The sequence below is a fragment of the Sphingomonas sp. BL2 genome (assembly GCF_056680015.1).
Genome location: NZ_JBWXPL010000002.1, coordinates 153,928 through 173,330 on the forward strand (window position 1 = coordinate 153,928; position 19,403 = coordinate 173,330).

General features: G+C 57.7%; 20 protein-coding genes. 11 read left to right on the forward strand and 9 right to left on the reverse strand.

The genetic code is table 11. The annotated features are described in order from the left end of the window. Positions 1-1,550: 1,550 nt before the first annotated feature. Positions 1,551-2,690: an FAD-dependent oxidoreductase gene (locus tag AC1ME3_RS19290; protein ID WP_480956026.1), complete on the forward strand. Its 1,140-nt coding sequence runs from the start codon at positions 1,551-1,553 to the stop codon at positions 2,688-2,690. Between the two features lie 55 nt (positions 2,691-2,745). Here the strand turns inward: AC1ME3_RS19290 and AC1ME3_RS19295 are convergent, their stop codons facing one another. After that, complete coding sequence (locus AC1ME3_RS19295) at positions 2,746-3,237, reverse strand: RrF2 family transcriptional regulator (protein ID WP_480956027.1); 492 nt, start codon at positions 3,235-3,237, stop codon at positions 2,746-2,748. 86 nt (positions 3,238-3,323) lie between these two features. On the opposite strand from AC1ME3_RS19295, the gene hmpA reads away from it, so the two are divergent. From hmpA to AC1ME3_RS19310, 3 genes are read left to right on the forward strand one after another with little or no spacing between them, the layout of a single operon-like run. After that, positions 3,324-4,517, forward strand: a complete 1,194-nt coding sequence (hmpA, locus tag AC1ME3_RS19300) for an NO-inducible flavohemoprotein (protein WP_480956028.1) — start codon at positions 3,324-3,326, stop codon at positions 4,515-4,517. Between the two features lie 9 nt (positions 4,518-4,526). Further along, entirely contained in the window at positions 4,527-5,600 is a 1,074-nt protein-coding gene (locus AC1ME3_RS19305) for an NAD(P)H-dependent flavin oxidoreductase (RefSeq protein WP_480956029.1), read from the forward strand. Continuing rightward, the gene (locus AC1ME3_RS19310) at positions 5,600-5,989 is read left to right on the forward strand and encodes a tautomerase family protein (RefSeq protein WP_480956030.1); all 390 of its coding nucleotides are present in this window, start codon (positions 5,600-5,602) and stop codon (positions 5,987-5,989) included. Before AC1ME3_RS19305 ends, AC1ME3_RS19310 begins: the two co-directional genes overlap by 1 nt. Positions 5,990-6,166: 177 nt before the next feature. On the opposite strand, the gene trpS is transcribed toward AC1ME3_RS19310, so the two are convergent. The 3 genes from trpS to AC1ME3_RS19325 all read right to left on the reverse strand — a co-directional run bounded on the left by trpS (position 6,167) and on the right by AC1ME3_RS19325 (position 8,472). Next, positions 6,167-7,177: a tryptophan--tRNA ligase gene (trpS, locus tag AC1ME3_RS19315; RefSeq protein WP_480956031.1), complete on the reverse strand. Its 1,011-nt coding sequence runs from the start codon at positions 7,175-7,177 to the stop codon at positions 6,167-6,169. 403 nt (positions 7,178-7,580) lie between these two features. Next, on the reverse strand, positions 7,581-8,039 hold the full coding sequence (locus tag AC1ME3_RS19320; protein WP_480956032.1) for a GNAT family N-acetyltransferase: 459 nt from the start codon (positions 8,037-8,039) through the stop codon (positions 7,581-7,583). 118 nt (positions 8,040-8,157) lie between these two features. After that, a complete protein-coding gene (locus AC1ME3_RS19325; protein WP_332744512.1) occupies positions 8,158-8,472 on the reverse strand; it encodes a DUF6966 domain-containing protein in 315 nt (104 codons plus the stop codon). Positions 8,473-8,736: 264 nt separating this feature from the next. On the opposite strand from AC1ME3_RS19325, the gene AC1ME3_RS19330 reads away from it, so the two are divergent. The 4 genes from AC1ME3_RS19330 (at position 8,737) to AC1ME3_RS19345 (ending at position 11,597) form a co-directional block, all read left to right on the forward strand. Then, entirely contained in the window at positions 8,737-9,039 is a 303-nt protein-coding gene (locus AC1ME3_RS19330; RefSeq protein ID WP_443030011.1) for a lysozyme inhibitor LprI family protein, read from the forward strand. 188 nt (positions 9,040-9,227) lie between these two features. Next, positions 9,228-9,548, forward strand: a complete 321-nt coding sequence (locus AC1ME3_RS19335; RefSeq protein ID WP_192239184.1) for a hypothetical protein — start codon at positions 9,228-9,230, stop codon at positions 9,546-9,548. Between the two features lie 98 nt (positions 9,549-9,646). After that, the gene (locus AC1ME3_RS19340; protein WP_480956033.1) at positions 9,647-9,970 is read left to right on the forward strand and encodes a hypothetical protein; all 324 of its coding nucleotides are present in this window, start codon (positions 9,647-9,649) and stop codon (positions 9,968-9,970) included. Positions 9,971-10,583: 613 nt separating this feature from the next. Next, positions 10,584-11,597: a hypothetical protein gene (locus AC1ME3_RS19345; RefSeq protein WP_480956034.1), complete on the forward strand. Its 1,014-nt coding sequence runs from the start codon at positions 10,584-10,586 to the stop codon at positions 11,595-11,597. Between the two features lie 153 nt (positions 11,598-11,750). Here the strand turns inward: AC1ME3_RS19345 and AC1ME3_RS19350 are convergent, their stop codons facing one another. The 4 genes from AC1ME3_RS19350 to AC1ME3_RS19365 all read right to left on the reverse strand — a co-directional run bounded on the left by AC1ME3_RS19350 (position 11,751) and on the right by AC1ME3_RS19365 (position 16,012). Continuing rightward, positions 11,751-12,185, reverse strand: coding sequence for a hypothetical protein (locus tag AC1ME3_RS19350; RefSeq protein ID WP_353450089.1), 435 nt, complete (start codon positions 12,183-12,185; stop codon positions 11,751-11,753). 208 nt (positions 12,186-12,393) lie between these two features. Continuing rightward, entirely contained in the window at positions 12,394-12,813 is a 420-nt protein-coding gene (locus AC1ME3_RS19355) for a hypothetical protein (protein ID WP_353450090.1), read from the reverse strand. A 371-nt stretch (positions 12,814-13,184) separates the two neighbouring features. Next, complete coding sequence (locus tag AC1ME3_RS19360; protein ID WP_480956035.1) at positions 13,185-13,700, reverse strand: BLUF domain-containing protein; 516 nt, start codon at positions 13,698-13,700, stop codon at positions 13,185-13,187. An 806-nt stretch (positions 13,701-14,506) separates the two neighbouring features. Continuing rightward, positions 14,507-16,012 carry an HWE histidine kinase domain-containing protein gene (locus AC1ME3_RS19365; RefSeq protein WP_480956036.1) on the reverse strand — a complete coding sequence of 502 codons (1,506 nt, stop codon included), beginning with the start codon at positions 16,010-16,012 and terminating at the stop codon, positions 14,507-14,509. Between the two features lie 237 nt (positions 16,013-16,249). Here AC1ME3_RS19365 and AC1ME3_RS19370 point away from each other — a divergent pair, with 237 nt between their 5' ends. Next, a complete protein-coding gene (locus AC1ME3_RS19370; protein WP_133021323.1) occupies positions 16,250-16,657 on the forward strand; it encodes a response regulator in 408 nt (135 codons plus the stop codon). A 177-nt stretch (positions 16,658-16,834) separates the two neighbouring features. Here AC1ME3_RS19370 and AC1ME3_RS19375 read toward each other — a convergent pair whose 3' ends face one another. Next, complete coding sequence (locus tag AC1ME3_RS19375) at positions 16,835-17,197, reverse strand: hypothetical protein (RefSeq protein WP_480956037.1); 363 nt, start codon at positions 17,195-17,197, stop codon at positions 16,835-16,837. Positions 17,198-17,460: 263 nt separating this feature from the next. Here AC1ME3_RS19375 and AC1ME3_RS19380 point away from each other — a divergent pair, with 263 nt between their 5' ends. Further along, positions 17,461-17,628: a DUF2613 family protein gene (locus tag AC1ME3_RS19380; RefSeq protein WP_480956095.1), complete on the forward strand. Its 168-nt coding sequence runs from the start codon at positions 17,461-17,463 to the stop codon at positions 17,626-17,628. Between the two features lie 391 nt (positions 17,629-18,019). After that, on the forward strand, positions 18,020-19,138 hold the full coding sequence (locus tag AC1ME3_RS19385; RefSeq protein WP_480956038.1) for a LuxR C-terminal-related transcriptional regulator: 1,119 nt from the start codon (positions 18,020-18,022) through the stop codon (positions 19,136-19,138). Positions 19,139-19,403 lie beyond the last annotated feature (265 nt).

Here is a 19,403-nt window from a genome sequence, read left to right on the forward strand (position 1 = left end):
GCCGCTCTACGCAATGGGACAGAACGGCATGACTGGTGATGCGAAAATCACAAACTTTGCATCAACACCTTGAGCTAGCCGGCATTGCATAGAGCCGACCCAAGTCCCTATGAGACGTATAATGTTCGGAGCGCACCCCGACGTTGCCATCCGTTTTGCGTTAAGGCGTAATGAGCTTCAAAAGCTCCGCCACAAAGGCCAGTGCAAGTATATTCGAAATGGACGGTAGCTGATTTTAGATCGGCGCTGAACTTAGGTACATTGATTGAATATATATAAGCAGGTCGAGGGCTATATCCCGGTACAGGTGCATGTATATTTGCTCGTGTATGAGCATCATCCGTCGCCTCCGAATAGCCGATCGGCAATTCACTTTTTAGTTTAGGACACACGTTCAGCAGATCGCGTCCATTTTCATCGGAAGCGGCATAGTATGAGTCCGCAGGATAGTTGTTATAGATACCGGGTAGATCTCGAAGAGCTGCACGTCCAACTGTGCAAATCGCCTCCGTCGTCGGAGCGCTTGGAGCGAGTGCGGCTGCCAGCAGGCTTATTAGAGGTATAAGCATATCACTTCTCCAGGCAGCACTAGAGGTTTGCTCACCCTGCTTTGCGATACAAGGGCGATAGCAGCCTAAGCGCAAATTCCTCGCAGCATGATGCAAAAACCACGAGTTTTGCATCAGGCTCGAAGTCGCGGAAATCGTAGCATCGCTTGATGCAGAAATCTGATGCGTGTCGGCCCTGAATGTCCGGGTTGGGAAGGAAAGCGGACCGTCCGCTATTGGGAAGGCAACGGCGTTATCGGACGTCCCTGACGCAGCCGCCCTTTCCCCCAAAGGATGGTCGAGCGGGAATATGTTTGCTTGTAGAAGTGAGTGTGCTGAGCCTGAAGGGTGGAAATGTGCCGAACAATGCGCTTCATATAACCCTTAGGACGCATCACGTTCTTCGTGTCGTCTTTCCACCGAACTTGTGGGAGCGGGTGGAAACGACGCTAGTGATCGATTGCGGACCGGAGCAAGTCCATTCTCGAGATTTGGATGGCGAAGCAATGGAGCGCATTTGGCTCGCGACTTTAAAACTATCGGATGGGAGCATCACTGCGTTCGAGAACGCGGTGCTTCTCGCCCAAATTGACTGGCGCGATGTCCTTTTGGGCGCCGGGTTCGGGAGCGATCTAGAGGCGCATATAAAATGGGCAGCCGTCATAGCGGCCTAGTATTTTGGCAGTTTAACGATTGCTGCTTCTGCTTGCGCGGCTTTCCCAGACACGATGGTTTATTAGGAAAGTCGGTTGCCTCCCAAAATAGGTAGGAACCGTTTCCGAAAGCGTATCCAGCCTTATGACTTCGTCACAGCGGCCCGGCATTGCTAAAAACGAGGCTGTCACATAAGCGCGTGAATGTCGCGCAAAACGACGGTTCGGGACGGCACTCGCCTCCTAGCTGTCGCGTATACGTCGTCCACGCATCTGCATGGTCGCCCAGCGTCTCCAAACATCATCCGTAGCGTCGAACGCCGACGTTGCAGCATATGGAGCGCCAATCATGCAGAATACTATTGCTATCATCGGTGCCGGCCTAGGCGGCCTTGTGCTTGCCCGCGTCCTGCACCGGCACGGGGTTGTAGCCACAATTTACGAAGCCGAGTCCTCGCCGACCGCTAGATGGCAAGGCAGCTTGCTCGACATTCACGACCTTTCCGGACAGCGCGCGCTTGAAGCGGCCGGTTTGCACGAGGCGTTCCTGCGCCTCGTCCGCCCCGGCGAGGACGGCAAGCGCATCGTGGGGAAGGACGGGACGATCCTGTTCGACAAGCCGGCTGACCCGGCTTCAGCCCGTCCGGAGGTAGATCGGGGCGAGTTGCGCGCAATGCTGATCGCATCATTGCCCGCGGATGCGATCCGCTGGGGTCACAAGGTCACCGCCTTCCGCACAATCGAAGGCGGGCGGCATGAGGTCGTTCTTGCTGACAGGCATACCGTGATCGCCGATCTGATCGTAGGTGCCGACGGTGCCTGGTCCAAGGTTCGGTCCCTCGTTTCTGACGCGCGGCCGATCTACTCCGGCACGTGTTTCATCGAGATTGCCCTTGCTGCCGATGATACGGTCCACGCAGCAAGCGTGGCGGCGGTCGGCGCAGGCACGCTGATGGCTCCCGCTCCAGGGAAGGGCATCATGGCGCACCGCAACGCTGATGGCAGCGTCGCGGGATATGTAGCGCTGAACGAACCGGAGGAGTGGGCACGGTCGCTAAGTTTCAGCGATGTCCGCGCCGGCTTGCGTTTGATAGCGGAGCGGTTCGCGGGCTGGGCTCCGGTGCTAACCGATCTTATCACCGGCAGCACCGCTTACCCAACGCTGCGTCCGATCCATGCCCTGCCGATCGGGCACGAGTGGCCGCGAACGCCCGGCGTTACGTTGGTGGGCGATGCCGCTCATCTTATGTCGCCGTTTGCAGGCGAAGGAGCCAATCTCGCAATGTTCGACGGGGCGGAACTCGCCCGTGCCCTCGTTAATAGTTCCGCAGACATGGAAGTCGCGTTGGCCGCCTATGAACAAGACTTGTTTCCGCGAAGCCGGGAGGTCGCGCGCCAGTCGGCTGATAATCTCGCATTGTTCTTTGGCGACGCCGCCCCTGGTAGCGTCGCCAACCTGTACAAGCGGCTCGTGATTCACCAAGCCTGATTCCATTCCCGAAAACGATGGTATTTTGGGAATACGAAGGGCCGTTCGCGCTCGCTTAGCTATGCTGATCGTCACTCATGGTAATGCCGTCCGAGTCCAACACATCGCCCGAGACTGCGGCATCCGTATCACGCAACGCGAATAGCGCGCGTAGATCGGCCGGTCGGGTAGAAAGATCCGCGATCGTGTAGCGATCCAGGGTGGCAAGGAATGCCTTAGTCGCCTCCGCCAAGACGCGTGGCAGGCCACACGAGGGCGCGATCACGCAACCACCGCATTCCACGAGATCGAAGCCGCCTTCGGTATGGCGCACCAACTCGCCGACGTTAATCTCCGCTGCCGGCCGTGCCAGCCGCAATCCCCCGTTCCGTCCCCGGATCGTCTCTACAAAACCAGCACGGCTCAGGTCCTGCACAACCTTCATCAGGTGGTTTTGCGAGATCAGGTAACGCGAAGCGATCCGACCGATAGAGGCCAGCTCGTTCTCATGCACCGCGAGGTGGATCAGCACGCGCAACGCGTAGTCAGTGTAGCGGGTCAGCTTCATTGAGATACGCTAATACCGGTATTTCGGTTGCATGTATATGGTGACGACAATAGAGGCATCCTGAATACCTCTTTACGGAGTCGCCCATGTCCGCGTCGTTGTCACCGCAAACCATCGCCATCGTGAAGGCCACCGTTCCAGCGCTGGCCGAGCATGGCAGCGCCATCACTGGGGCGATGTATCGCCGGCTTTTCGAAGACGCGGAGATTGCCGCGTTGTTCAACACAGCCAATCAGGAGAACGGCGCTCAGGTCCATGCGCTTGCGACCGCCGTCCTTGCCTACGCTCGCAACATCGAGAATCTTGGTGTGCTTGGGCCTGCGGTCGAACGGATCGCGCAAAAGCATATCGGCTACGCCATCAAAGCCGAGCATTATCCCTACGTCGCAACGGCCCTGCTTGGCGCGATCGAGGAAGTGCTAGGCGACGCTGCTACCCCGGAAATTCTTGCAGCTTGGGGTGAGGCATACTGGTTTCTCGCCAATATCCTGACCGGTCGCGAAGACACGATCCGCGCCGAGATTATGACGCACGAAGGTGGGTGGACCGACTGGCGCAAGTTCGTCGTCGCTGAGCGTCGGCCGGAGAGCGAAGGCATTGTGTCGTTCGTTCTCAAGCCCGTCGATGGTCGTCCAGTGCTGCGCCATCGCGCCGGCCAGTACCTCACGTTCCGCTTCGACGCTGCGGGCCTGCCCGGTTTGAAACGTAACTTCTCAATTTCGTCCGGCCCGAGCGACGATCATTATCGCATCACCGTGAAGCGGCAGGCGGACGGGGGTGCGTCGGCGTTCCTGCACGACCACGGCTTCCCCGGCGTGATCGTAGAAACTACGCCACCTGCCGGCGATTTCTTCCTCGCCGACGTGCCGGAGCGCCCGATCGTACTGCTGTCTGGCGGTGTGGGACTGACCCCCATGGTCAGCATGATGGAAATGATTGCGGAGGCGCATCCCGCCGCTCGCGTTTGGTACGTCCACGGGACGGCGAGCCGTGAGGCGCACGCTCTCGACGCGCATATCCGCGAATTGGCCGGTCAGCATGGCGGTACAAAGGTCCATACATTTTACGAACGGCGCAGCGAGGCGGACGATGCGGAAGCCGGGCTAGTTACGGTCGACTGGCTGAAAGCCAACACGCCATTCGAGCAAGCCGACTTTTACCTATGCGGTCCGCGTCCCTTCCTGCGCTCCTTCGTTCCCGGCCTGATCGGGGCGGGCGTACCATCGGGACAGGTTCACTACGAACTGTTCGGTCCGACTGACGAAGCGTTTGCGGCATAGGAGGCGAGGATGCTCAACCGGCTCAACATGACGCTTCCCATCGTTCAGGCACCGATGGCCGGTGTCTCAACGCCGACACTGGCCGCAACGGTGTCAAATGCGGGCGGGCTAGGATCGATCGGGGTCGGTGCGACCGACGCCAAGGGTGCGCGCGCGATGATCGAGGAAACCCGCGCGCGCATCGATCACATCGACGGTGCCTTTAACGTCAACCTGTTCGTCCACGGCAGCGCCACGGCCGATCCGGAGCGTGAACGGGCGTGGCTGGAATGGCTCGCGCCGTTGTTTGCCGAGTTTGACGCCGAGCCGCCCAAGGCGTTGCGGACGATCTATAAGAGCTTTGCAGACGATGCCGACATGCTGGAAACGCTGCTCGCGCTGAAACCTCCCGTCGTCAGCTTCCATTTCGGCTTGCCGTCTGCCGACGCGCTTTCCGCTCTGCGCGCGCGGGGGATCTACCTGCTTGCGACTGCTACCAGCTTGGAGGAAGCGCACGCGATCGAGGCAGCCGGTATTGATGCTATTGTGGCGCAAGGTATCGAGGCAGGCGGACATCGGGGCGTATTCGATCCGGAAAAGCCCGATGATGCTCTTGGTACGCTTGCGCTGGCGCGCCTGCTGGTACGGAAAACCAAGCTCCCTGTTATCGCGGCCGGCGGGATCATGGATGGGGCGGGCATCGCAGCCGCACTCGACCTCGGCGCGGTTGCAGCGCAACTCGGCACGGCTTTTGTACCTTGTCCGGAATCCGCTGCTGATGATGCTTACCGCGCCGCATTGACCGGCTCGGGAGCGTATCACACCACTCTGACACCGCTAATTTCAGGACGTCCAGCGCGAACAATTGCCAATCGTTTTACTGCGTTGGTCGAACATCTCTCCGAGCGGTTGCCGCCCGACTACCCCATTGCATACGACGCCGGCAAAGCCCTCCATGCTGCCGCCAAAGCGCGCGGCGAACATGGCTTTGGCGCGCAATGGGCGGGACAAGGAGCGCCGCTTTCGCGCGCGATGCCTGCCGCCACCCTTATTGAAACACTCGTGGGCGAGCTGAACGCCGTCCGCAATCGGAAGGACCAGTAATGCCGCTGCTCAACATCCATGTCGTCAAAGGGCGCACTGCAAAGACAATCGCCGAATGGCAGCAGGTCATCCATGAAGCGATGGTGGAAGCGTTCCAGGTGCCGGTTCGTGACCGCTATCAGATCGTCACCGAACACGAAGCCACTCATCTTGTCATGGAAGATACTGGGTTGGGCTTCGAGCGTACCGAACAGCGTGTTTTGATCCATATGACGACGCGCCCTCGCTCGCAGGAAATGAAACAGGCATTTTACCAGACGGTGACGCGCGGCCTTGCGGAGCGTTGCGGGATTGAGCCGCAGGATGTGATGTTCTCTGTGATCGAGAATAGCGATGCGGACTGGAGCTTTGCGTTCGGAAAGGCGCAATTTCTCACTGGCGACCTGTAAACAGGAGGGTCTTTCGGCCCTCCCCAGTTTGCAACCCTCATGGCAGTGCTCAGGCTACGCGTGACGTTCCACAGGATGGTTGCGGCTAAATCGACGTTCTCAAAGGGGATCGATTCCGAGAACGCTCCGGCCTTCTCGATCGCCCCTCGTTTGCGAGAAGCCTGGCAAGCTTAACAGCTACAGCTGAAATAACCCCAAACCCTCGATGATCTCCGCTTTGGTGCGTTCGGTGACTTGGCGGCCCTTCTCCGCGCCAGCGCGCAGAATATCCATGATCGTGTCGGGCCTGGCGCTGAGTGCGGCCCGGCGCTCGCGGATCGGCGCGACGATCGTTTGAAGGATGCCTGTCAGCCGGCGCTTCAGCGCCATGTCCCCCAACCCTCCACGACGATAATGTGCTTTCAACTCGGCTACCGCTTCCACGTCAACGTCGAAGGCATCGAGATAAGTGAACACCACGTTGCCCTCCACATGCCCTGGATCGGTCGCGCGTAGATGGTTCGGGTCGGTATACATGTGCTGCACCGCTGCCTCGATCTCGGCATCGCTCGCTGATAGCGGTATCGCGTTACCCTGCGACTTGCTCATCTTCGCCTTGCCGTCGACGCCGGGCAGTCTTCCCATTGCGGGGATCAGCGCCCGCGCCTCGGGTAACAGCTCGTGTCCGATCTGGCGGTTGAGGCGGCGGACCAATTCGTTGGTCTGCTCAATGATCGGCGCCTGATCCTCGCCGACGGGAACCACGGTAGCCTTGAAGGCCGTTATGTCAGCGGCCTGTGCTGCCGGGTAGCAAAGGAAGCCGGCGGGAATGTCGCGGCCGAAGCCCCGAGCCTGGATTTCATCTTTGATGGTCGGGTTGCGCTCGAGGCGCGCGACCGTCACGAAATTTAGGTAGAGAAGCGTCAACTCAGCTAGCGCCGGTAGCGCCGATTGAAGGCAGATCGTGGACAGGTTCGGGTCGATCCCCACCGCAAGGTAGTCGGTGGCCACCTCCAGCACGTTGCGGCGGACCTTGCCCGGATCATTTGCATTGTCAGTAAGAGCCTGGGAGTCGGCGAGCAGCACATATTGCTGATGGGTATGCTGTAGCTCCACCCTGTTACGCAGAGAGCCGACATAGTGTCCGAGGTGAAGCGCGCCGGTGGTGCGGTCTCCGGTGAGGATCACAGGCTGCGAAGAAGAGGGCATTTGGCAACACTCCAAGGGGTTGCCGCTGCTATCGTCGGAAGTGCTGTAACCGGGCCGCCGAAAGCAGCGGCCGGGTCAAAAGGGTATGACTGGCCGCGTTTAAATCGCGGGCCACCAGCATTGCGAAACGATCGTCATCAGGTTTGTCATGGACGCTTCATAGGCAATTGGAGGGAAAAGCCAAGAGTTGAGCCTCGCCATACGCAGGGGGCCTTTCCCCGTTTTGCTGCGTCACTCGGATTTTGGGAACGCCTTCGCCTTCTCGTTTCTCGATCCATCGCGAGAATGCGGGATCGTACCAGGAGGCCCGAAAACGGACATGTACTGTGCTGCTGGCTCAGGCGTTCCTGATAGCTGAAGCCATCCGCTGCGCTCAGATCATGGCACTCGAACGCAGCCGATCCTACCGCTTCTGTAGCCCGACGTTCTTGATCATCTGGACACCCCGTCCGTTAGCCCTCTCCAACTCGTCCTGATCCCAAACTGCGCGCTCCCAACCACTCTTTTCGTAGAAGCCAACCGCATCGATGAACGCGTTTACGCGAAGCTGGGCGACACCGCTCGCGACGGCTTGGGCGTCGAGAAGCTCGCCCAGTGCCCTACCATAGCCTTGGCGCTGATATGCCGTGCGGATGCCGACGAGGCGGACTACCCCGATCGTGCCACGCTGATCTAGCCGCACCACGCCAATCGGTTTCCCTCCCGATATCAGCAGAAACGGCGTATTCCCATGAGCGCGGTCGTCAGGGTGGTTCTCGTCATACTCGAACGGAAACACGCCAGTATCGAACAGGACCTCACGGCGGATATTATGTAGCTCGCGCCAATGGAGCGGCTGCTCTACCTTGATCAACTGATCCATGACGAACGTCTTTCGGGCCAATGATTGCAAAAGTCTAGCGCTGCCGAATGTCTGCTTTCCTTCTCACCCCGCTATTCCCGAAATTCGATCGAATTTCGGGAATGGCCGAGTTGGGTGGTTAGTTACCGTCATCGCGCGCTCTGTCTCGCGCCAGTGCATTCACCTGTTTCCAAGCATCTGTTCGAAGCGCGTTAAACCTCTCATTGTCTTCTGCCGGGGCAATTCCACCGGATTGCAGAACCACGTCGTTCAGTGATCCCATTCCACCGTAGAGACGCAAAAGTCGATCGACGCCGTGATAATCGGATTGTGCGATACTCGATCTACACCGCTCGACCTTCTCGGCCCATCCGTTGTCACCGTGCAGCTTTAGCAATGTCACCATTGCTTCGAGTGTTCCAGCGAGCCGAGCAACATCAGGATGCAGTGCCATTTTACTAGCGTAGCGGGTCTCTCGGAATGACTGCAAGTCGGCGTTTTTGCTCGGGCCGGCTTCCTCGCGAGGGATGCTTAATCGGGAATAGACATACGTTCAGTCGAGCGCGATACGGAACGTAGATTCACTGCATCTTGCTGTTTGAGGACAAAAATGCGGACGTATGCAATGATCGTGGTAATCGCAGCTGCCGGAGCTGTGATGCCGGCTTATGCGGCTTCTGATCCTGCCCATCGATACTCTCGCGAGTTCCGTTCTTGCATGTCCGCAGCGACTGCTGCGGGAAATACCGATCATGATAACACCGCATGCAATTACGCCGAAATTCAGCGTCAGGATGATCGGCTAAACCAAGCATATAAGATGATTATGTTACGGTTAAATCCCGCGAAGAAATCAGTTTTGCGAGAATCTGAACGCAAGTGGATCGTTTCCAAGAAAGAGGGATGCCGTCGAGATCGAGGCGATGACGTGGGAGGGACGTTAGACGAGGTTATCATAAGTGATTGCGTCTTACGGCAAACTATCGAGCGAATAATCTATCTTGAGAACTATCATCCGTAACTGCCTGATGCGGTCAGATCCTGTTGTAGGCAGTGACGCACTGGCGGTCAGAATAAATTCGTCACGCCTTGAGGAATTCCGCGGTTTCCCTTCCCGTTGACGATCGAATTTCGGGAATTAACCGCCACGTCGTATTGTGGTGTCGAACAAGGATATCGGACCGAGTTGTGCAGTCTTACCCAATAGGCATGATCTTACCGGTGCCAGGCATCGGGCGTCTGGTGCTGTTCGAAGCGTATCCGGCGAGAAATGTCATTCATCGGGAGATCTGGGGCCGAGAGGTGTTCCTGTTCGACGCCAGCAATCGGCCTGTGTGGCAGATTGCGCCGGAACAGGGCGCGACGGACGACATGCACCGGAATTTCGATGCGACCCGCCCCGCGACCGACACCTTCTCCGCCATCAGCAATATCGACGGAAGGTTCTATGCGAGCCGGATCGGCGGTGATACCTTCGTGATCGATATGACGACCGGCGCTGCCTCGTATAGCGGCTGGGCACGGACATAGCCCGTCCGTAGCGGTCAGATGGCGGGATTGACCGGAAGGCGACGACCTAGATGGTAAGAGCTTTAGCTGCCATGTTAACAGTTGCAGGTTTAACGTTCATGGACAGCCCGATCCCAAGTCAGGCGATTGACCCGCAACGGCTCTCTATCCATTTGAAACTGGCGAATGATGATTTTGGCATCGAAGGCGAGACGTTCCAACTCTATGATGTCGAGGACGCGATAGGCGCTGCCATAGAGCCTACTGGCGTTATCGAGGGACACGAGATCGGGAACGGCTTCTTCGTCGTGTTTGTTACCGGAGCGCACCCCGATAAACTCCTGTCATCGATCCAGACCAGCCTTTCGAAGGTCAGTGTTCGACCGGGCTCATTCATAGAGCTGTGTCGGTCTGACGGCTCTTGTTCACGGTATTTGCCCTAGCTTCGCGCGAAGGCGTCCGCGTCGGAACGACGGACCTTGACCTTGTGGTAACCCATAGCTTTCGGCGACATAGGTGTCGATTGCTGCGTCTTGCTGCATTACCGCCATTCCCAAAAAGGATGGTACATCAGGATTTTCCAAAGCTCACGCAGATCCGTTATCAGGGCGTATCACATCAACCTTTTGACAGGGGGCGACGTTGCAGACGGTCGTATTCGAGGGATGGGGTCTGCGGATCACTTGCGAAGACGACCTTTACATAGCTGAATACGACAGCGGAGAATCGGCCGGTAGCCGACTTCTTCAGCGTTCGATAACGGCTGAGCAAGCGGTTCGCGCAATGCAAAGCGAAGACAGCGCTTATCGTGTTCTGCTGGAGGTGGACGATAACGCTGATCCGAGCGGTGTTCCCAATTAGGAACGCCGATCGAGACGGCAGGGGCTTTCTCATTGGGATCGAATATCGGGAATGGCAGACACATTCCCAGAACCCATCAACGATGACCTTTCGAGAAAATGGGAAGACTGGTAGCCGCTCGGATGGCAGGCTATGTGCGACTCTGACGCTGCGCCAGACCAGCATCCGGTCATTCGCGCAGGCGAATGGGGGGTTATGACAGCCCAAGCTGGTAGCGTTGTTGGTCGCCGGCAAATCGCCGCAAAGATCGTGCCCTTCGCCATCATTGCACTCGCCGGAATGGCGGTGCGAATGCCGGTGGCGACGGCCCATCCGCTCCCGGCGCTGCTCCTGTTCCTCTGGATCGTCGCGGACACGTTGATGCTGTCGCTTGTTGCCCGATCATCGGGAAAGCCGGAACACAGCGCCATTCTGGCGGTGTTGGCCGGGGCAAGCTTCACCGTCTGGCTGGGTTCGCCTCCGGGGATACGGGGCACGCTACTCGAAATGCCGATCCTAGTGCTGGCGATGGCGACCGTGGTTCTAGGCCATGTCGCTTGGGCAACGGCCCGAGCTAGCCGGCTCGTAACCCGGGCGGGTATCGACCGTAAGGAGCGGTGGGTAGCTGCCGCATCGGAGTTCTTTCCGCCCGCACTCGTTCGACTGGCTGTGGCGGAAATGACAGTGCTTCACATGGCGCTTTTCCGGTGGGGCGGGCCGGCAGACGTACCGGTAGACGCCCGAGCTTTCGGCTACCATAAACACCTGACGCCAACGTGCGAGACGCTACTGATCCTGTCGGCGATCGAGATCGCGGTTTATCATCTGCTGCTAGGTCATTGGAGCCGCACCGCCACGATCGTGATGTTCGTTCTGAGCGACGTGGGGTTCGTGTATCTGGTCGGCCTCATCAAGTCCTTCCGGTTCAGGCCGGTATTGCTGACGCCCGAAGGTGTTCGCGTCCGGGCAGGCTTTCTGATCGACCAGCTTGTGCCACTCGACGCGATCGCCGCTATCGAGGGCGCGTTTACCGGCGATGAAGTACGTGACGCGACGACCCTTAACGCGGCGCTACTCGCTTGGCCGAACATTATGCTGCGGTTGGGCCGCCCGTTGCCGCGTCGTTCTTTCCTGAAAAAGCGTGGTCCCTTCGTGCGTGTCGCGTTCCGCTTGGACGATCCCGAGGAGTTCACCCGGCTTCTGGAATGGAGGCTGGGCCTTCGCGTCTGATAGGCGCTGCACCTTCCCAAAAACGAACGGAGATCGAGACGGGGATGGCGTTCTCGGAATCGATGCTGAAATGGGAATCGCAGAAGCGAGCGCGGAATGTACCCAGCCACTACCGATCAGTGATGCTCCCCGCATCACGCGATGATGGCCGAGTTAAAGGTACGGCAAACGATCGACGTCGCCGTCTGGATAAGGGTCCACATAGTAGATTTGCCTGATGGCAATGACCGGCTTTGACGTGAGATCTGCTACAAAGTCGTCCGCCCACTCACCCACCATGGATTGTATCTCGAACTCGACCGTAGCGCCGTCGTTCGTCGGCGTGACGCAGCGGATGGTGAGCCGATCAGGGTCAAAGCGCGGGTCAGACCCGAAAGTGGGCAGCTGCGTTCGAGTTTCGGGCGTGATAAAGGGGCGAAGCAGATTTGCGTAGGATGCGGAAAAATAATCATCGGCAGGCTGCTCGACGTTTTCCCTGGAATAAGCCGCGTAAGCGTCGTTGTTCCAAGCCTTGTACTCACGGCAGAAACTGACGACGAAATCTTCGATCGAGGAGCGGTCCGGCTCCCCCGGCTTCCAAACTGACATTCCCAGAAACCCCCAAACCAGCGTCTATCATGAGTGTACTCATGACCAACGCTATACACCTATCTTGCCGGTGCCCTACTTGGGCAAGACCGTTCCCGGAATCGATCGACTTTCGAGAACCGCTGGCGACGGACCTCGTATGCTATCGAGCTGGTAAGCTGCTGCCGGTCCCATGGACACCAGTTTATGCTAGCCTGCTTCTCGAAAGTTATGGGGCGTGCGAAGCATTCGCTAGGTACAATTGCGGCAATGATTGGACATCGAATCCGAAATTCGTTTTAAGTAGATTATCTATATAAGCCTTGCGGACCGCACCCAGGCGGACAGGACTCTTACCCCCAAGATAGTCAGAGTCTTCTTTGCCGCGACGCACTGCGATCTCACGGAGGTACTGAAATTCGTCTTCAGAATTTACGCCGCTGTTTGGCGTAAATCCAAGCTCGTCATGAAGACCACGCCCGTGGTAGCGCTCCATGTCCAGCATGACGTAAATATAGGTTGGTGGATCTTCCACTTCGTCAATTACCCGTGCAGCCCAATCGGCAATTTCGCTCCTATCGACTGTGCCAGTTATCAAAGCGGCGATTGCGAAGCCAAGGTCGATTGAGTCGTTTAATATCACGCGCACGCTACTAATCCTTTGAGATGCAAAAAGGGATTGATTACTGCATTATGACCACACCGACAGTCTCGCAAACGATGCTATTTTGAGAGCAGTCGAGCGGTAGCAAACTCGATCAGAGCCGAACGCCTTTGGCCGTCCAAGCCGCCATCTCGCCATCGATACCGGCATTTGCCACCGCTAGAGCAAGAGGCAATCAACGCGGAAGAGAATGTCGGTAAGAGGTGCTCTCTGTGGGAACACCGATGCCACGCTACCCAACAACTTGGATTGGGAGGCGCCCCGCTGCGGGAGCAGCAGCGGGGCGTCGTTTCCGGCAGGGCAGGGGGGAAACCGCGCCGGTCGCACTCAAAACCGTAGCCGCGTGGTTCTGTTCCCTACCCCACGTTACCAGCATGGCTAGATAGCACGATTTCATACAATCGTTTCGATGCGGCGGTGCGTTCGCCCATTGCAAAGCCGATCATGAAGCTGGTGCCATGCGCGCTCGCCTCATCGTCACCAGCGCATCGCATCGACCAGTTACCGAACTGGCGAGATAGGATCGATCGGTCCAACAAGACCGTAATGTCAGTATGGCTGGGATCGCGGCGGATACGCTCCATGGTCAATTCAATCTGATCAGAAGCGCCCTCGATTACTTGCGCAAAGTTCGCGCCATCCGACCAAAGCATCCCCGTGATGCCGGCTGTGGTATTCCAGGCGACTGAGCCTGCCACGATACCAGCTATCGCATCGGGATCTCCGTCAACCAGCGATCTACTGATGTAAATTATTCGGCGCATCGCCAACTCACGATTCCGGCGTGTCGGACAGCGCTGGGTCAGTGTTCCGCTGATTGCGAGCCTCGGTTGCAGATTTATGAAGGCGATTTGCCGTTTCTTCTGCCGCATCTGCCGACAAGGTTACAGCGACCCCTCCAGGTCCCGATACAACCACGCAACCGTCGATCGCCGCAACGTCGGAAGGCGTATCATGGATCGGGGTATTCAACGGCTTCCTCCTATCTGGTGGGGACAAAACACGCAGACGTGAGGCGGTTTCCCGACAAAACGAAGATCTGACGACAAACCGACGTACTAAACCGGGATAGAACGCTACCCGGATGCCGAGACAAACTGGTATTGCACTAGGAAACTAACATTGCGGTTTGCGTTTATGCCTCGCCGCAGTCGTCCTCCGGCTGTGACCGGTCCGTCCTTGCTACCCTGTGGGGACGGGCCGTCGCACTTTTCTGAAGGTTTTTGACAAAGCGAACGACACCAGCTCAATGCTTTGTGAGTGGGACCATACCCATCGCGCTGCTAACGATGGCTCCGACGACTTTTAGGTCTAACCGGATCGCCAGAAGCCGGAGCTCCGCAAGCGCGTCCACCAGATCCTGAGCAGTTTCGGGTTCGCCAATCCCCGTCCAGAGCGCTTCGTGGTCTTCGGGATTATCAGGTCTCACCCCGGCTCCATAGCGGAACAGGTGATGCTACACGATGGTATCGATGCGTGATTGCCTAGTAGTTGCAGACTACATCCCTGAACGGCCGGCGATGATTTTTCACCGTCAAAATTGCATATAAACAGAAATGCTGGGTCAGCGGCGCGGTTTACCCACCATCGTTGTGCCAACTATCTCAATGAAATATCTAGTCTTATCAGCCGTATGCTGTGAATTAGGCTGAGATGGGACACTGAGGGTAGCCAAGCCTCAGTTTCTTTCTTCGGCTCTATCCTGCTGCTCGTTGTCGTTGTCGGCGCTGTCGACCAACGGTGCGACGGCTTCGAACACGACTCCACCAGGGAGGTATGAGATTTTCGCCGTTCCGCCGGTTTCATGCGCTAAAACACGCTGAATCAGCTGTGTGCCAAAGCTGGTTCGCGTTGGCGGTTCAACCGGTGGGCCTCCTGACTCAACCCAGGTGAGGTGGAGATCATGCGGCTGCCAGCCGTCCATGACCTTCCAGCTCAGATCTATTACCCCATCGGCAGTCGATAGCGCGCCGTACTTAGCGGCGTTGGTTGCAAGCTCATGGAGGGCAAGGGCGAATGCGACCACAAGGCGGGGCGGGAGCTGAAGGTCCTCACCGGAAAGCTTGAACCGTTGACCGTCTTCCACCCCGAAGGGGGTAAGCGTGCGCTCAATTAACGTACGCAGGGACGTGCTCTCGAACCTGCCACTAATCAGCAAGTCGTTCGCGGCGGACATCGCGTGGATGCGTGCTTCCAGCGTCGTGCCGGCCTCCTGCACAGAGGTCGCCCGGCGCATCGTTTGCGAGACGATCGCCTGCAGGGACGCAAGCGTATTCTTCACCCGGTGGCTTAGCTCATTAGCCAAGAGGGTCCGATGCTCCTCAGCGCGCCTCCGTGCGGTCACGTCCTGGGTCGTCCCGACGATTGCCAACGGTGTTCCATCGGCGCGGTAGCTCGCCTGTCCCCGGATCTGTACCCAGCGCTCCTCACCTGCCGGCGTCCGCAAGCGGTACTCGAGGTCCAGCAGCGATCGGTCGCGTACGGCACGCTCTATGCCATCGATCTGCATCTGCCGGTCTTCCGGGTGGATCGACTCTCGCAGTTCGTCGAGGGTCAAAGGATCGGTCGGGGCACGACCACATATCCTCTTGCACTCGGCAGATGCCGTTAGCCGGTATGTATCGAGATTGATGCTCCAGGATCCCAGGCGGCCGGCATCAAGGGCAAACTGAAGTCGCTGCTCGCTCTCCTGAAGCTCGGCAATGCGGCGTTCCACCTCTGCTTCTAGGGCATCGCGATCAAGCTGAAGATTGACGAGGCGTTCGCGCTCGAGAGTGACGTCGTACTGCGAGGCAAAGAAATAGAGCAGCATCCCGTCGTCGTTGAACACGGGTGAAACCAGCAACCGGTTCCAGAAATGTGTGCCGTCCTTCTTGTAGTTCAGCATGTCGAGTTCGATCGACTCCCGGACGCGTATCGCGTCCCGCACCCGGCCGACGTCGGCCATGTCCGTGTTCGGTCCCTGCAGAAACCGGCAGTTGCGCCCCATGATCTCGCTGCGGGCATAACCAGTCAGCCTCCCAAAGGCGTCGTTCACAAACACGATGGGATTGTCGGGCAACCGGGGGTCGGTGATGATCATCGGCATGCGCGTTGCCCGCACGGCCGAGGCAAAAGGGTCAGATCCGCTATCGCCGCGCGTCAGCTCGCGGACGATCCGCGCTTCTTCCTGGATATCTCGCACACGTCACTCCGTTCGCGTGCTCAACGGGCCTTACGACGTTGGACGCTGCGTTTTTTTTAGTCCTTTAGTGTCAGTAGGCTATGATGGCTATTGTGACAAAACTACTCGGTTAACAGCCTGCAAACGACACTCGGCATGGCCCGTGGATACGGCCATGCCGCAGTCGCATTTTGAGGAAATCGACCAGTAAATCCTCGCGCGCCGCAACTCGGCATATGGCGGGCGAGTTAGGGCTCCATGACCCTTTCAACCGTACCCTACGCCCTCGTTGTCGATGATGATCCGCTCATCATGATGGATACGACTGCCATTCTCGAAGACGCCGGATTCCGCTTCTACGAAGCCATGGACGGCGACGAGGCGAAGCGCGTCTTAGCCACCAACTGGGAGAGTATCGTACTGCTGTTCTCTGACGTCGACATGCCCGGCGAAACCAACGGCTTTGCGTTGGCGCGTCATGTCGCCGATCGCTGGCCGGCGATCGAAATCGTCATCGCATCCGGTCATGTTCTGCCAAAAGCGGGCGAGATGCCCGAAAAGGCCACATTCATCTCCAAGCCGTTCAACAAGCAAATGGTGCACCAGCATTTGCGCAACATGCTTCCGGACAACAAATTGCCGGAGCCGCTCAAAAAGGCGGTTTGATTACGTACGGAGTTTCTCGGCGTATACCTGCGTAAGATCCTCGGACGACGAGTAGTGGGTACCGCCGCAATGCAGACCTGCATGGCAAATAGCTGGCCTTTTATAGGCGATTGGCATGCATTGCAGTACGAAGGATCGGGACATCGCCCGTGCCAGGGCGATGTCCATAGGACTGACTTAGAGCGGTGATGCGGGGTCGGTCAGAATGCCACACGCCGCAGCTGCCTTGCCTACTTCGAGAGGCACCTTGGGATCCTTGACCTGCCCAGACACGCGAACGAAGTCGCTGGCCGTCAGGCGGCCCGGGGTCGTGTCGCCTTCGCGCGACGCCTTGGCGGCGCGGCCAAGCTGCTGCAACTGACCAAGCGACAAGTTTGCCTCGAGCCGATCGCCGACGCACTGCGACTGCGCCGGCTGAAAGCCATATCCCTCAAGCGAGGTTGCGATTTTTGCTGACGGATTGACGCAGGCCGCAAGCGACATCGTCGCGATGCCAACGCCAACAAGCCCAATTCGGGAAGGACTGCGATGCCATGCCATGAAAAGCCCCTTGTTTTAGGGGTCACGCAGTCAGACCGGTATGGCCAACGATCTGCTGATCCCCAGCATCAAACCAGCAGGTTTGTCTAAAGGTTTCCGGTATAATAGGCAGCTTATCGCGTACCTAAGTACCAATTTTATCAAAACTCGGAAGATGTCGCGGTATCGGCATTCCCTACTTCGGCACGCGCGCGATAAAGCAACGCAAACTTCTCGTGCAGTCTCTTAGTGCTGTTATCTGTTGAAATCGAAGCGCGGTGGCTATGCCACTCTGCGCGCGCAGCGTTGTAAGCGCGGTTGCTGGAATCTCGCTCGGTGTTCGCACTGTTGCTGGTACTACGCATTTTTGTACTCTCCTGCATCTCCCTACCCAGCGAAATGAAAAGTTAACATGGTGCAAAAGTACCTCAACCTTGGTGCATTCGGCATAGTCACCGTAGCGTTGCGACCCCTGCCGTCGATTATGGGGCGGATGTAGCGCGTCTGTGGGGTGTCATGCCCAGCGGGTAAGTTTGACGAAATTTGTCAAAGGCGGTCTGTCTTCCACACCGGTTTCATTACCTATTGGCGTAAACTAAGATTACACAGCTAGCCAATCCTAGTTACCATTAGAGCGGCGAGCCAAACCTATCACTTCTCTAGCTATAGCCAATGCATCCGATATAGTGTTTGGTTAGCCATGCTGACGCGTATACCGATCTGTCCTACAGATCATGATACTTGTTGCTGCCAAGTATCAAAATGGGTCACTCCTTAGGTGACGTGATATTCATTTAATCCAAGCGATGGTTTTGCCGTATCTTCGTTATACGAGGAACGACGATGACAAACGCCTGCATAGATATCTTCACGCGACCCCACCAGCCTTTGACGGGGCGGGTGTCGAACGCGCGTGATCGCGACACGCAATACGAATGCTTTATCGAGCAAAACCCTGCTCCAGCCATCGTTTGCAGCTTGCGCGATCTTCGCTACGTCACGGTCAATCGTAGCTTCCTCACGTTGACGAACAGCACTGACGACCATTGGTTGCGGCGATCGATATATGAGCGGGATATCCTCGACGGTGTAGTGAACGCCGATCTCGTGAAGCGCGCACTTGTCGAGGCGCAAATCATTCCACAGACCTTGGCCGATCTCGCAATGCCTGACGGCACAAGCCGGCGCGTGATCGTGGCAGGCCGGCCGGTGACTGTCGCCGGTCAGCCCTGCATGTTGTTTACCTTCACTGATATTGAAGCGTGGCGGGAGAGCGAGCCGTACCATGCTCGGTATCGAACAAGTGTCGAGGCAGCATTTGCGAACTCGTCGGCATGTATGATGATAGTCGACGCCGCCAATAACGTGGTGAACGTGGCAAACGAAAGCCTATGCTCGCTGACTGGGTATCAGGCAGACGAGTTCGCCGGACGTTCGATCTATGACGTGGACCTCTGGCCATCGGGGATCGCATCCGGCGCGGTTCATACCAAATGCGGCCAGCGTCTCGAATGCCTCGTTTCACAGGCCAGTGTCACAGTTGGCGAGCAGACCTATGTGCTTTGGACGTTTCAAGACGTCACCAAACGTAGAATGGACGAGCGCGATCTCGCTGCCGCGATCGAGGCCACGATTACGGAATCCAATTGGCTCAGCCATGCGATTTTGGATAATCTGACGCTCCGGTCCGAACCAACGCGCATTAGCGCTCCATCGGGACTGAACGACCTTACTGTACGCGAGCGCGAAGTGCTGGCCTTGATCTGCGAGGGTATGGACGACAAGACGATGGCACGTACGCTGAACGTCAGCGGCAACACGGTCCGCAACCACGTTGCTCGCGTTTACAGCAAGATCGGCGTTAATCGTAGAGTAGCAGCTGCGGCCTGGGGCCGGGCACGTGGGTTCGACAGCGGCTCGGTGCGTACAGTTTTGCCATCGTGCGCCGTTGACCTGTCCTGAGCCACCAGCGCTTGAGGCCGCATGCATCTCGGTGTGGGCGATTCCGTCATTCTGACCTTTTCCAAAAGGGATCGTAAACTGAGAATCGCCTCAGGACTTCGCGGATAGAGCAGACAGATGGGTCTTCATCGTTGGAAAAGTTATGGGGCGGCGCACTGCTGTAGATCACGAAACCGCCCGCACCATACCTCCTCCGGGCGATGCGATATTCGCCCATGCATATGGCTAGAAGGCGATGCAGCATATTGAGCATGATTGGCAGAAA

Excerpts from the sequence above, each read along its gene's own strand:
- AC1ME3_RS19330 (WP_443030011.1), top strand. The coding sequence starts at position 8,737 with ATGTCCGCAGCGACTGCTGCGGGAAATACCGATCATGATAACACCGCA.
- hmpA (WP_480956028.1), top strand. The coding sequence starts at position 3,324 with ATGTCCGCGTCGTTGTCACCGCAAACCATCGCCATCGTGAAGGCCACC.
- AC1ME3_RS19375 (WP_480956037.1), bottom strand. The coding sequence starts at position 17,197 with ATGGCATGGCATCGCAGTCCTTCCCGAATTGGGCTTGTTGGCGTTGGC.
- AC1ME3_RS19335 (WP_192239184.1), top strand. The coding sequence starts at position 9,228 with ATGATCTTACCGGTGCCAGGCATCGGGCGTCTGGTGCTGTTCGAAGCG.
- AC1ME3_RS19310 (WP_480956030.1), top strand. The coding sequence starts at position 5,600 with ATGCCGCTGCTCAACATCCATGTCGTCAAAGGGCGCACTGCAAAGACA.
- AC1ME3_RS19385 (WP_480956038.1), top strand. The coding sequence starts at position 18,020 with ATGACAAACGCCTGCATAGATATCTTCACGCGACCCCACCAGCCTTTG.
- AC1ME3_RS19320 (WP_480956032.1), bottom strand. The coding sequence starts at position 8,039 with ATGGATCAGTTGATCAAGGTAGAGCAGCCGCTCCATTGGCGCGAGCTA.
- AC1ME3_RS19370 (WP_133021323.1), top strand. The coding sequence starts at position 16,250 with ATGACCCTTTCAACCGTACCCTACGCCCTCGTTGTCGATGATGATCCG.
- AC1ME3_RS19350 (WP_353450089.1), bottom strand. The coding sequence starts at position 12,185 with ATGTCAGTTTGGAAGCCGGGGGAGCCGGACCGCTCCTCGATCGAAGAT.
- AC1ME3_RS19360 (WP_480956035.1), bottom strand. The coding sequence starts at position 13,700 with ATGCGGCAGAAGAAACGGCAAATCGCCTTCATAAATCTGCAACCGAGG.
- AC1ME3_RS19345 (WP_480956034.1), top strand. The coding sequence starts at position 10,584 with ATGACAGCCCAAGCTGGTAGCGTTGTTGGTCGCCGGCAAATCGCCGCA.
- AC1ME3_RS19340 (WP_480956033.1), top strand. The coding sequence starts at position 9,647 with ATGGACAGCCCGATCCCAAGTCAGGCGATTGACCCGCAACGGCTCTCT.
- AC1ME3_RS19290 (WP_480956026.1), top strand. The coding sequence starts at position 1,551 with ATGCAGAATACTATTGCTATCATCGGTGCCGGCCTAGGCGGCCTTGTG.
- AC1ME3_RS19305 (WP_480956029.1), top strand. The coding sequence starts at position 4,527 with ATGCTCAACCGGCTCAACATGACGCTTCCCATCGTTCAGGCACCGATG.
- AC1ME3_RS19380 (WP_480956095.1), top strand. The coding sequence starts at position 17,461 with ATGCCACTCTGCGCGCGCAGCGTTGTAAGCGCGGTTGCTGGAATCTCG.
- AC1ME3_RS19325 (WP_332744512.1), bottom strand. The coding sequence starts at position 8,472 with ATGGCACTGCATCCTGATGTTGCTCGGCTCGCTGGAACACTCGAAGCA.
- AC1ME3_RS19295 (WP_480956027.1), bottom strand. The coding sequence starts at position 3,237 with ATGAAGCTGACCCGCTACACTGACTACGCGTTGCGCGTGCTGATCCAC.
- trpS (WP_480956031.1), bottom strand. The coding sequence starts at position 7,177 with ATGCCCTCTTCTTCGCAGCCTGTGATCCTCACCGGAGACCGCACCACC.